This is a genomic window from Shewanella sp. SM32 (genome assembly GCF_025654235.1).
In the GTDB taxonomy this organism is placed as follows: Bacteria; Pseudomonadota; Gammaproteobacteria; order Enterobacterales; family Shewanellaceae; genus Shewanella; species Shewanella oncorhynchi.
On record NZ_JAKKRO010000008.1, the window covers coordinates 65,850 to 78,138 of the forward strand.

The 12,289-nt window shown below is 45.8% G+C and carries 9 protein-coding genes; 6 read left to right on the top strand and 3 right to left on the bottom strand.

What is annotated here, in order from left to right; genetic code table 11:
* The first annotated feature begins 128 nt into the window (after positions 1-128).
* From zwf to L5M10_RS05195, 4 genes are read left to right on the top strand one after another with little or no spacing between them, the layout of a single operon-like run.
* Positions 129-1,601 (top strand): glucose-6-phosphate dehydrogenase, encoded by a 1,473-nt coding sequence (gene zwf / locus L5M10_RS05180; RefSeq protein ID WP_028759998.1) that lies wholly within the window; start codon positions 129-131, stop codon positions 1,599-1,601.
* Positions 1,602-1,610: 9 nt separating this feature from the next.
* Positions 1,611-2,309: a 6-phosphogluconolactonase gene (gene pgl / locus L5M10_RS05185; protein ID WP_105252460.1), complete on the top strand. Its 699-nt coding sequence runs from the start codon at positions 1,611-1,613 to the stop codon at positions 2,307-2,309.
* A 24-nt stretch (positions 2,310-2,333) separates the two neighbouring features.
* Positions 2,334-4,160, top strand: coding sequence for a phosphogluconate dehydratase (gene edd / locus L5M10_RS05190; RefSeq protein WP_263182370.1), 1,827 nt, complete (start codon positions 2,334-2,336; stop codon positions 4,158-4,160).
* Positions 4,161-4,180: 20 nt separating this feature from the next.
* Positions 4,181-4,822 carry a bifunctional 4-hydroxy-2-oxoglutarate aldolase/2-dehydro-3-deoxy-phosphogluconate aldolase gene (locus L5M10_RS05195; RefSeq protein WP_028759995.1) on the top strand — a complete coding sequence of 214 codons (642 nt, stop codon included), beginning with the start codon at positions 4,181-4,183 and terminating at the stop codon, positions 4,820-4,822.
* Positions 4,823-5,008: 186 nt separating this feature from the next.
* On the opposite strand, the gene L5M10_RS05200 is transcribed toward L5M10_RS05195, so the two are convergent.
* From L5M10_RS05200 to L5M10_RS05210, 3 genes are all read right to left on the bottom strand, one after another.
* The gene (locus L5M10_RS05200; RefSeq protein WP_263254967.1) at positions 5,009-6,358 is read right to left on the bottom strand and encodes an anti-phage deoxyguanosine triphosphatase; all 1,350 of its coding nucleotides are present in this window, start codon (positions 6,356-6,358) and stop codon (positions 5,009-5,011) included.
* Positions 6,359-6,383: 25 nt separating this feature from the next.
* A complete protein-coding gene (gene yfbR, locus L5M10_RS05205; protein ID WP_263141958.1) occupies positions 6,384-6,971 on the bottom strand; it encodes a 5'-deoxynucleotidase in 588 nt (195 codons plus the stop codon).
* Between the two features lie 245 nt (positions 6,972-7,216).
* Entirely contained in the window at positions 7,217-8,431 is a 1,215-nt protein-coding gene (locus L5M10_RS05210; RefSeq protein WP_263254968.1) for a pyridoxal phosphate-dependent aminotransferase, read from the bottom strand.
* Between the two features lie 753 nt (positions 8,432-9,184).
* Between L5M10_RS05210 and L5M10_RS05215 the strand changes: the two genes are divergently transcribed.
* Positions 9,185-10,567 carry a Na+/H+ antiporter NhaC family protein gene (locus L5M10_RS05215; protein WP_113939692.1) on the top strand — a complete coding sequence of 461 codons (1,383 nt, stop codon included), beginning with the start codon at positions 9,185-9,187 and terminating at the stop codon, positions 10,565-10,567.
* Positions 10,568-10,863: 296 nt separating this feature from the next.
* Positions 10,864-12,198 (top strand): glutamine synthetase family protein, encoded by a 1,335-nt coding sequence (locus tag L5M10_RS05220; protein ID WP_263182336.1) that lies wholly within the window; start codon positions 10,864-10,866, stop codon positions 12,196-12,198.
* Positions 12,199-12,289: the final 91 nt, after the last annotated feature.

The window sequence follows — 12,289 nt, forward strand, 5'->3', positions numbered from 1 at the left end:
AGTTAGCTAGAATGTTAATATTTATAAAAATAGATGCATTTAACAAATTCTGTTGTTATATTACAACAAAAGTGTGGATTTCTTCATCGACATGAAGGGACACGACATACAAAGGAGATCGTAACGCAATGGGCAAAACAACATCAGGCGCCAAAGCTTGTGACTTCGTACTCTTTGGTACTAAAGGCGATTTGGCACGACGCAAGTTGTTACCTTCTTTATACCAGCTAGATAAAGCTGAACTTCTCGATAAAGATACGAAAGTGATCGGTGTCGCGAAAGACGAGTTTACTCAAGATGAGTTTATCGAATTAGTCACGCTTGCATTAAACACCTTCGTGAAAGAGCCTTTGTGCGAAGAGACTCTCCAACGTTTCCTGTCCCGCTGCCACTATATAGGCACTAACTTTACCGATTCAGCGGGCTACAGTGCCTTCCATGATCTGCTCAAACCAGAAGAGCGCGTTATGGTCAGTTACTTTGCTACGCCACCTGCAATATTCGGCGACATTTGCCGTTGTTTGCATGAACAAGATCTTATCCACCCAGATTCACGCGTGGTGCTCGAAAAGCCCATCGGCTCAGATTTAGACTCTTCTCGCGTTATCAATGACCAAGTTTCCGCTTACTTCAAAGAACGTCAGGTTTACCGTATCGACCATTACTTAGGTAAAGAAACCGTACAGAACTTGATTGCACTGCGTTTTGCTAACTCTTTATTTGCCTCTAAGTGGGACAACCGTACGATTGACCACGTCCAGATCACAGTCGCAGAAGAAGTGGGCATCGAAGGCCGTTGGGGTTACTTCGACAAAGCGGGTCAGATGCGTGACATGATCCAAAACCATTTGCTGCAAGTGTTAACGCTCGTTGCCATGGACCCACCCGTTAACTTAGATGCTGACAGCATCCGTGATGAAAAAGTTAAAGTGCTTAAATCACTGCGTCCGATTAATTCAGACAATGTGTATGAAAATACCGTACGCGGTCAGTACAGCGCAGGCTTCTTAAAGGGCAGCCCAGTCCCGGGTTATTTAGAAGAAGAAGGCGCCAACCTTCAATCACACACAGAAACCTTCGTGGCGATCCGCGTGGATATAGACAACTGGCGTTGGGCGGGCGTGCCTTTCTATTTACGTAGCGGTAAACGTATGCCGTTTAAGAGCTCTGAAATTGTGGTGTATTTCAAAAACCCACCGCATAACTTATATCGCTCAAGCTACCGTAATCTGCCACCGAACAAGCTGACGATCCGTCTGCAGCCCCATGAAGGGGTTGAAATCCAGATGATGAACAAAGTGCCAGGTTTGGAGCAAAAACAACGTCTACAAACCACTAAACTCGATTTGAGCTTCTCCGATACCTTTAAAAATGAACGCATCGCCGATGCCTACGAGCGTCTATTACTCGAAGCTATGCTCGGTAATCAAGCGCTGTTCGTGCGCCGCGACGAAGTCGAGCAGGCATGGACTTGGGTGGATGGTATTATCCAATCGTGGGAACAAAGCAACGAAAAACCAAAACCTTATCCTGCGGGTACTTGGGGTCCAGTTGCGTCAGTTGCTTTGATCACCAAAGATGGCCGTTCGTGGGACGAGTAGGAGACTTTGATGATTAAAGAAACCGTATTCAAATCTTTCGATACGCCAAGTGCGTTAGAACAACAGCTTGCGAATAGAATTGCGAGCCAGTTGCAGGAAGCCGTCGATGCCCGCGGAAAAGCGAGCTTAGTCGTTTCCGGTGGTTCGACGCCGCTTAAGTTATTTCAACTATTGAGCATGAAATCCATCGATTGGAGTGATGTTTATATCACGCTTGCCGATGAGCGCTGGGTTGAAGCCGACGCCGATGCTTCTAATGAGCGTCTCGTGCGTGAACATTTATTACAAAACCGTGCGGCGAATGCCAAATTCCGCGGTTTAAAAAACATGTTTTCGACTGCAGAAGCGGGCGCCGATATGGCCGCCGAGTCCTTGTCTAACTTCCCACGTCCTTTTGATGTGGTGGTGTTAGGCATGGGTAACGATGGTCATACCTGCTCTTGGTTTCCCTGCAGTGCTGAGCTTGAAAATGCGCTCACAACCCAAGCCCTGTGTGTGGCGACGAACCCCACCACAGCGCCCCATGGTAGAATTACGCTCTCTAAGAGTGCGATTCTGAACAGCAGACAAATTTATCTGCACTTGGTCGGGGAACAGAAATTATCCGTATATCGTCAAGCGTTAGAAAGTGATGATGTCCATGCTATGCCTATCAGAGCCGTATTAGCGCAGCGTAAAACGCCCGTTGATGTGTTCTGGAGCGCTTAAGGAGTCACTATGCACTCAGTAGAAATACACTCAGTAGTTCAAGCTGTTACCGACAGAATTATTGCCCGTAGCAAAGCGTCACGTGAAGGTTATCTCGCCGCATTGAATGATGCTCGTAACCATGGTGTACACCGTAGCTCATTGAGCTGTGGCAACTTAGCCCATGGTTTTGCCGCCTGTAATCCAGACGACAAAAATGCATTGCGTCAATTGAATAAGGCGAACATCGGCATAGTGACGGCATTTAACGATATGTTATCTGCGCACCAACCCTATGAAAGCTATCCTGAATTGCTTAAAAAAGCCTGTCAGGAAGTCGGCAGTGTTGCACAAGTGGCGGGCGGTGTTCCGGCCATGTGTGACGGTGTGACTCAAGGTCAACCCGGTATGGAATTGAGCTTACTGAGTCGTGAAGTGATTGCGATGGCAACGGCTGTGGGCTTGTCTCACAACATGTTTGATGGCGCTTTACTGCTCGGCATTTGCGATAAAATCGTACCAGGTTTGCTTATCGGCGCCTTAAGCTTTGGTCACTTGCCTATGTTATTCGTGCCTGCTGGGCCGATGAAATCAGGTATCCCGAACAAAGAAAAAGCCCGTATTCGTCAGCAATTTGCCCAAGGTAAAGTGGATCGCGCGCAACTGTTAGAAGCTGAAGCCCAGTCTTACCACAGTGCAGGAACCTGTACTTTCTACGGCACGGCAAACTCGAATCAGTTGATGCTTGAAGTGATGGGCCTGCAGTTACCTGGCTCGTCATTTGTGAATCCTGATGATCCACTGCGCGAAGCGTTAAATAAGATGGCAGCTAAGCAAGTGTGTCGTTTAACCGAAATGGGCACCCAATATACCCCAATCGGTGAAGTGGTCAGCGAAAAATCTGTGGTTAACGGCATTGTGGCACTTTTGGCTACTGGCGGTTCTACTAACTTGACGATGCACATTGTCGCCGCGGCTCGTGCTGCCGGTATTATTGTGAACTGGGATGATTTTTCTGAATTATCCGATGCTGTACCATTAGTGGCGCGCGTGTATCCAAACGGTCATGCCGATATTAATCATTTCCATGCAGCCGGTGGCATGGCGTACTTAATCAAAGAATTGCTCGATGCGGGGCTATTGCATGAAGATGTGGATACCGTTGCGGGTTTTGGTTTACGCCGTTATACCCAAGAGCCAAGGCTGCTCGACGGTGAACTGCGCTGGGTCGATGGTCCAACGACTAGCTTAGATACTGAAGTGTTAACGTCAGTCGCATCACCTTTCCAAGGCAACGGTGGCTTAAAATTACTCAAAGGTAACTTAGGCCGCGCTGTGATCAAAGTGTCAGCAGTACAAGAACAACATCGTGTCGTTGAAGCGCCCGCAGTGGTGATTGACGATCAAAACAAACTCGATGCCTTGTTCCAAGCCGGTGCTTTGGATAGAGATTGTGTTGTGGTGGTTAAAGGTCAAGGCCCGAAAGCTAACGGTATGCCAGAACTGCACAAGTTAACCCCATTATTGGGAACGCTTCAGGACAAAGGCTTTAAAGTCGCGCTGCTGACCGACGGTCGCATGTCTGGTGCGTCGGGTAAAGTCCCTGCGGCCATTCATTTAACGCCAGAAGCCTTAGATGGCGGTTTAATTGCCAAAGTCCAAGATGGCGACTTGATCCGTGTCGATGCGTTAACAGGCGAACTGAGCCTGCTTGTCTCTGAAGCTGAACTTGCCACCAGAGCCGCGGGAATTGTGGATTTACATCGCTCACGTTATGGCATGGGCCGCGAGTTATTTAGTGCGCTACGTTCAAATCTAAGTAGTCCAGAAACTGGTGCGCGTTGTACTAATGCCATCGATGAACTTTATTAATACAAAGGAAGAATAACGCAATGCTTGAGAATAACTGGTCACTACAGCCACAAGATATTTTTAAACGCAGCCCTATTGTTCCTGTTATGGTGATTAACAAGATTGAACATGCGGTGCCATTAGCGCGAGCACTGGTTGCCGGCGGCATTAGCGTGTTAGAAGTGACTTTGCGTACGCCTTGTGCACTCGAAGCTATCACTAAAATCGCCAAAGAAGTGCCTGAGGCCTTAGTCGGCGCAGGGACTATCTTAAACGAAGCTCAGCTTGATCTTGCGATTGCCGCGGGTGCGCAGTTTATTATTACCCCAGGCGCGACGGTTGAACTGCTCAAAGCGGGTATGCATGGTCCAATCCCTTTAATTCCAGGGGTTGCGAGCATTTCAGAAGTGATGACGGGGATGGCGCTCGGTTACACCCACTTTAAATTCTTCCCAGCTGAAGCTTCGGGTGGTGTTGATGCTCTTAAAGCCTTCTCGGGTCCGCTAGCGGATATTCGCTTCTGCCCAACAGGTGGCATTACGCCAAGCAGCTATAAAGATTATTTAGCGCTGAAAAACGTCGATTGTATTGGTGGTAGTTGGATTGCGCCAACGGATGCAATGGAACACGGCGATTGGGATCGTATCACTCAACTTTGTAAAGATGCCATTGGCGCTTTATAAATCGAGTTTGAAATAGTGACAAAATAAAAAACCACCACAAGGTGGTTTTTTGTCTTTTATCTTTCGCATTTTGATAAAGAACGGCTGCGATCGCTGACTCTGTAGAAAGTCTGGTTTTTACAGTAACACGAGCATTTACAAACAGTCTGGCTTTATAGCAAGTCGGGCCGCGCAATGTCTGCTTGCCTACATTTCCTTGCTCAGTTCTACATTTGAGCCGGCTTTTGGGCTAAACAACTGCTGATATAGTCTGCCTGCAAACTCATCTGTCATCCCCGAAATATAGTCCGCCAACACTCTGTGACTGTTTAAACCTTGTTGCTCACTTTCGCGCCAGCGCTCTTGGGTGTTCAGTGGCAGTAAACGCTCGGGATCGGAAGCGAAGGCTTCGAATAAGCCCATCACAATCTGCTGGCCTTTATATTCGAGCATTTGGATTTCGGGTTTACGAATAACGTATTTATAAACCAGTTGCTTGAGCACATTGAGCGCAATGGCAAATTCCGGCTCTAACGTCGCATTAAAGCGCAATAATGGTTCTTCGAACACGTCATCTTCTGAGATAACAATAGCGGTGACAAAGCCATTAACGAGTGTGCCTATGGCATCTTTACGCAAGTGATGCTCATGGGAAAACAGCTTATTACCAATATCGGCAAGCTCTTGTCGTATCCACGCATCACTGCTGTTCGTCAGTGTCGGCGCCACATCTTGATGCCACTGGGACGCTGTGACTATGCCCATCACAATCGCATCTTCGAGATCGTGTACCGCATAGGCGATGTCATCAGCCAGTTCCATAATCGAGCAATCGAAGGATTTAAACTGGGTTCGCAGATGTGGATAGTGGTGCAGGGCGGGGTGTGAACCTTGCTGTGTCGAGGTAAAACGACGGCTATCTGCCTCAGACAAAGGCTCAAGTACCCAAGCGAAGATGTCGTTATCATCGTCGAAAATGCCCTTAACCGGCGGCCATTGTGACGGTTTTAACTGTCTGTGGTTGGTGATTTCACTATGCTCGCCCGCGACAAATAGCTTCGAGTGCGGCGCTGGGTATTTTAAAATCCCGAGCATGGTACGCCGACATAAGTTCATCCCAAAATCTAAAGTGTAGGGCTCAAGTTTCGATAAAATACGAAAGGTTTGGCCATTGCCTTCAAAGCCGCCGTGGTCGCGCATCATGTAATTTAATGCCACTTCGCCACCGTGGCCGAAGGGAGGATGACCAATATCGTGGGCCAAGCACAGGGACTCTAATAAGCTCATAGAGCAAAGCAGTTGTTTATGTTGTGGATATTTGCGTCTGAGCTGCGCGGCTATGCCAGTGCCAATTTGCGAGACTTCGAGTGAGTGGGTTAATCGGGTGCGATAGAAGTCATTCATGCCAACACCGAGCACTTGAGTCTTGGCCTGAAGGCGGCGAAAGGCGGCCGAGTGGAGAATACGCGCCCTGTCTCTTTGATAGGGGCTACGGTGATCAAAGCGCCGTTGTTTATCTTCACCATGACGGCGTTCTTGCCAAACACTTGAAGTCATATGCATTCCTAGCGAGAGTGGAAAATCAAAGCATCTTGTTAATTTCGTCTAAATTCAAGGTGAAACTGGGCACAAAGCAGCTCATAAAATACTGTACTGCGGGATCTGGATTTGTCGCCAGCATGTCTTCGAGACGCTTACGGGCAGTATTGAATTCACTGTTGCCAGCGCGGTTTTCCTCAAGGCATTTAAGATAGGCACACAGAGTATCAGCCGATTTCACTATGGTCTTGTAAACGGGATCGGCGTAATCGCTGATGAACAGATTGCGATAATCTTCTTTAAATTCCTCAGGTACCATATCTAACATGCGCTGCTCGGCAATCGCCTCAATCTTTTTATACTCGGCTTCAATTTCTTTATTGAAGTATTTCACTGGCGTCGGTAAGTCACCGGTGAGAATTTCACTGGCATCGTGAAAAATCGCCAGACTCGTGGCTTGATGGGGATCGAGCGTCGTGCCGAATTTCTTATTACTAATGATCACTAGTGCATGGGCTACCATGGCAACTTGAAGCGAGTGTTCTTGAACATTTTCAGTGCGAACGTTGTACATCAAAGGCCAGCGTTGGATAAGTTTCATGCGAGCTAAATGGGCAAATAAGTGACTCATAGTTTTCCTGTTAAAAGTGGGCAAGTATATGACTTATGGTTTGCCAGCTAATGAGTGAATAGAAAGGCGACAAGCTGCATTGGAAGACATGAAACGAGTGAATAGGCAGTATTGACGCTAATGAAGTCTTAGATTATCACAGCCTTGGATGACACGTGAGCATGAGCGTAGAGGATTTAAATAAATAGCTAAAAATAAAGCGACCACTAGGATCGCTTTATGTCTCAAACCGTTAAAGGGATATTCTATTGTCGATAGTTTTCGAGGAAGGCACCAAACTCGGTAAATGCTTTCTTCAGATCTTCTTTATAGGGCAAGAAAACCACTCGTAAATGGTCGGGATCAGGCCAGTTAAAGGCCGTGCCGTGCACTAACAGAATTTTCTTTTCTCTGAGCAAATCCAGCACTAAACGCTCATCATCCCTTAGGTTGAATTTCTTCATATCCAGTTTCGGGAAGGCATAGAGTGCGCCCTTGGGTTTTTTAACGCTCACACCTGGAATTTGGTTAAGTAATTCGTAACAGGCATCCCTTTGGACTGTGAGGCGGCCATTAGGCAAAATAAGCTCGTTAATACTCTGATAACCGCCGAGCGCGGTTTGAATCGCATGTTGATTGGGCACGTTTGCACAGAGGCGCATCGAGGACAGCATTTCTAAGCCTTCGATGTAACTTTTAGCTGCCTTAAGATTGCCAGATAACATCATCCAACCAACACGAAATCCTGCTGCACGATAAGCCTTTGATAAACCGTTAAAAGTAACAGTTAAGATATCATCTGATAGACCCGCAGCAGGAATATGCTTGGCTTCGTCGTATAAAATTTTATCGTAAATTTCATCGGCAAAAAGGATCAGATCATGTTGACGACAAAGTTCAACTACTTGCAGCAGTAATTCTCTGCTGTATACCGCTCCGGTTGGGTTGTTCGGGTTAATCAGCACTATGCCGCGAGTACGTGATGAAATTTTACTTTTAATGTCGTTGAGATCGGGGAACCAGTCCGCTTCTTCATCACAGCGATAATGCACAGCCTTGCCGCCCGCGAGATTCGCCGCAGCCGTCCACAGGGGATAGTCTGGTGAGGGGATTAAGATCTCATCATCGGTATTTAGCAAGCCTTGCATTGCCATCATAATGAGTTCTGAAACGCCGTTGCCTATATAGATATCTTCGATATCGACACCAAAAATCCCTTGGGCTTGATAATGCTGCACTATGGCCTTACGGGCAGAGAATAATCCTTTTGACTCACAGTAGCCTTGGGCACTGGGTAAATTGAGGATCACATCGCGCACAATTTCTTCAGGCGCTTCGAAACCGAAGGGGGCCGGATTACCAATGTTGAGTTTGAGGATTCGATGCCCCTCGTCTTCTAAACGTCGGGCTTCCTTGTGCACTGGGCCGCGGATGTCATAGCAAACGGTATCCAGCTTGTTGGATTTGATGATAGGGCGCATTTACACCTCGGAACATGCATAAAGTTTTGGCTTAAGTTAGCGCACCATAACGAAATTTCATTGCAGATGAAAGGGGGGATAAGCACAGAATTGCGCTTTTTTTATAAATATCGCTCAGTTAAATATGCTTTAACAGTCGATTAAAGAAATCTGCACAAGTTTTATATTCTGATATTGGTATGATTTTGAGATTGTTTATCTATTGGGTCGGTAGGGAATCTTGTTTATGTTTTTTCATTTCGAAAGATGAAAATGCGTTTTCATTAGCTGACTCATATTTGATTTCTCTATATTAGCCATATCAATCGTGACAGAAGTAAATGTATTTTAGCGGATACTTAATGGTTGATTTTTAACCACAGATTTTTGATAAGGTAAACTTATGCAAGCGGCATTTTATCTTGTGATAATTAGGCATATTTATTGAATGCTTATTAAGCTAAGAAGATCATAAATGTTTAAGTTACAATGGCGTTAAAAGTCTTATATATTATACGGTTATGTAAAATTGTCTCGCGGGAAATAAATTTATTTTCTATCAAGTTAAATTTATAGTTGACTCAATATTCGATGCGCTTTATTTTCTGCGCGATGTTTTTGGCAAGGCACCTTAGATAGCAAGCAATTAGCGGGTTTTATCTTCAGGGTTAGTCATCATGAAGCAGCTGTGTTGACGTTCTGAATCGTGTTGATTTCAGACGTTATTCTAAAACCATTTGCCTTTTAGGCGATTTATTTAGAGGACCTAAGTGCATGTCTGAACCGACAGCGTTAAGTCTCATTCCACCTTTGGTGGTATTGGTGTTAGCTATTTGGTTACGCCGTCCTATTTTATCTTTGATCATAGGTGCGGTAACCGGTTTCCTGTTACTCGATCCCAGTCAAGTCTTAAACAATTTTGCTAGTGTGTCATTGAAGGTTATGGCCGATGAAACCATAGGTTGGTTGATTCTGGTGTGTGGTGGTTTTGGTGCGCTCATCGCACTTTTAGTACGAACTGGCGGCGCCTTAGCGTTTGGCCGCAATGCACTTAAATTGGCGAAAGGACCTAAATCTTCCTTATTAATGACTTTTATCCTTGGGATCGTGATTTTTATCGATGACTATCTCAATGCGTTGACCGTGGGTGAAACCATGAAGCGTGTAACGGATAAATTTAAAGTGTCCCGTGAAATGCTCGCCTATGTCGTGGACTCCACCGCCGCGCCCGTGTGCGTGTTAGTGCCATTATCGACTTGGGCGGTATTTTTTGGTGGATTACTGGTGGATAACGGTGTGGCAGCCGAAGGTCAAGGCATTGCAGTTTATATGCAAGCCATTCCTTACATGCTTTATGCTTGGTTAGCTGTGGCTATGGTGCTACTTGTCGCATTAGGTATTGTGCCCGCCATTGGTCCAATGAAGACTGCGCAGCTGCGCGCTGCCCAAGGTGAACCCGCGGAAGCGCAAGTGGATTTCGACCAAGTTCAAACTTCGGATGAATATGCGGTTAAAGCCATAGAAGAGGAATTTAAGCACGCCGATAATCAGGGCAAACTGCATAACTTTTTAGTACCTATTGGTTTGTTAGTTGCCTTTACCGTGTACTTTGATATCGACGTGTGGAAAGGCTTGCTGGCGACCTTAGTTATCACGATTCCTTATTATGCAGTGCAGCGTTTGATGCCATTTTCAGAGATGATGGACCAAATGATCGATGGCTTTAAAAGCATGCTACCGGCCATTAGCACTGTGATTGCGGCGTTTGTGTTTAAGGATGTGTGCGATCAGTTGTTACTGCCGCAGTATGTCATTGAGTCATTAAGCCCATTTATGACACCTAAATTGCTGCCTGCGGTAGTGTTTTTATCTATGGCTATACTCGCGTTTGCCACAGGTTCGAGCTGGGGTATATTTGCCGTGACGATTCCTATCGTGATGCCATTAGCGCAAGCGGTTGGGGCGGACATCCCATTAGTCATTGGGGCCTTATTGTCTGCATCATCATTTGGTAGCCAAGCGTGCTTCTACTCAGATTCAACCGTATTGGCCGCCCAAGGCTCAGGTTGTAACTTAGTGAGCCATGCTGTGACTCAGTTACCTTATGCACTTATCGCAGCAGTAATAGCATTTATCGGCTTTATTGTGATTGCATAACTTCTGTCACGATTAATATAAGAAACCAGCTACGGCTGGTTTTTTTATGTCTGCCATAATTAGGTTAGACGGCTAGAGTGAGTAAAAGGTGAATAAAGAGTGATGAGGCTTGAACTAGGATAAACACGATTACACTGTTAAATGAAGATTTCCAACTGATGTCAAATTATATTTTACGAAATTGTCATTTATATTTTACATATTTCATCATCGCCATGTAGCTTTTCAAATCAAAGCCTGATTATACTTTGCATCCTTCAGGGCATTATTTTCAACATTAGTGGCAAACGAATCAAATGGACTCAACTCTTCTTACTGCGTTTTTCGAGCACGGCACAATACGTGATGTCGAGTGTTTATTCCCTGATATTTCAGGCTATCCAAGGGGAAAGCTTATGCCAGCCCGAAGTTTTGCTCAGGGTGCTGAATTACGTATTGCCCAAGCGATTTCGATGCAAGCGATTACCGGTGAGTATTCCTACGATCCTGTTTTCCCTGATGCTGATCCTGATCTTTTACTCGTCCCCGATTACAGCACTCTCAAGATGATCCCATGGAGCACAGTGCCGCGCGCATTTGCCATCCATGACTGCGTATTACTGGATGGTAATTTATGTCCATTTGCGCCGCGCTCTATGTTAAAAAATGTGCTGGCTCGTTACCAAGCCTTGGGGTTAACCCCTGTGGTGGCACCCGAGATTGAATTTTATCTTACGGAGGCGAATACCGATCCGAGTGTTCCGTATCAGGCGCCCATTTCAAAAAGTGGCCGAGTTGAAAATGGTCAATCCGCGTTTAGCATGAATATGCTCAATGAACTCGCACCATTTTGGGATGAGTTTAATGCCGCCATCGATGCGATTGGGATTAAAGGTGATACTTGGATCCATGAAATGGGGCTATCACAATATGAAATTAACTTAGTGCATGGTGATCCGTTGGCTCTTGCAGATCAAGCCTTTATGTTCAAATATGCCGCGAAAGAAATCGCCATAAAACATGGTTTGAATGCGATTTTTATGGCAAAACCCATAGCGGGTCAACCCGGCAGTTCTATGCATTTACATCAAAGTGTCGTCGATGAGAAAGGTCATAATATTTTCAGCCATGCAGATGGTAGCGACACTGACCGTTTTCACCACTACATCGGCGGATTACAAAAGTATCTACCTGATTTAATGTTGTTATTCGCACCCAATATCAATTCATTTAGACGTTACATTTCCGGCAGTCAAGCGCCGATTAATTTAAGTTGGGGCGTTGATAATCGCACCACTGGCTTACGTGTGCCATTGAGTGCTCCGGTGGCGAGACGGGTAGAGAATCGCATTGCGGGCGCCGATGCTAATCCGTACCTGATGATTGCCGCATCTTTGGCAGCGGGCCTTGCCGGAATAGAAGAAAAATTATCGCCAAGTGCACCAGAAACCGGGAGCGCCTACGATAGCAGCCATGACCTAGCGCAGACATTTTTAGCTGCGTTAACGCAAATGCGCCAAAGTGATTCGGCACGACGCTTACTCGGGGACGATTTTGTCACTGGCTTTGTATCGGTGAAGGAAATTGAATTCCAAAGTTATTTGAGTGAGATAGGGGCTTGGGAGCGACGTTTCTTAGGGCCGCAATGCTAACGCTTTTATGAATAAGGGAATTATTACTTATAAAAGTTTTACCCCTTCAATGACTTAAGAGTCTTAAAAATGTTCAACTAAAAAATAGCAA

What these genes read in the sequence shown, in the direction of transcription:
- yfbR (WP_263141958.1), bottom strand. Translation starts at nt 6,971, where the DNA reads ATGAGTCACTTATTTGCCCATTTAGCTCGCATGAAACTTATCCAACGC.
- L5M10_RS05195 (WP_028759995.1), top strand. Translation starts at nt 4,181, where the DNA reads ATGCTTGAGAATAACTGGTCACTACAGCCACAAGATATTTTTAAACGC.
- L5M10_RS05220 (WP_263182336.1), top strand. Translation starts at nt 10,864, where the DNA reads ATGGACTCAACTCTTCTTACTGCGTTTTTCGAGCACGGCACAATACGT.
- L5M10_RS05200 (WP_263254967.1), bottom strand. Translation starts at nt 6,358, where the DNA reads ATGACTTCAAGTGTTTGGCAAGAACGCCGTCATGGTGAAGATAAACAA.
- L5M10_RS05210 (WP_263254968.1), bottom strand. Translation starts at nt 8,431, where the DNA reads ATGCGCCCTATCATCAAATCCAACAAGCTGGATACCGTTTGCTATGAC.
- L5M10_RS05215 (WP_113939692.1), top strand. Translation starts at nt 9,185, where the DNA reads ATGTCTGAACCGACAGCGTTAAGTCTCATTCCACCTTTGGTGGTATTG.
- pgl (WP_105252460.1), top strand. Translation starts at nt 1,611, where the DNA reads ATGATTAAAGAAACCGTATTCAAATCTTTCGATACGCCAAGTGCGTTA.
- zwf (WP_028759998.1), top strand. Translation starts at nt 129, where the DNA reads ATGGGCAAAACAACATCAGGCGCCAAAGCTTGTGACTTCGTACTCTTT.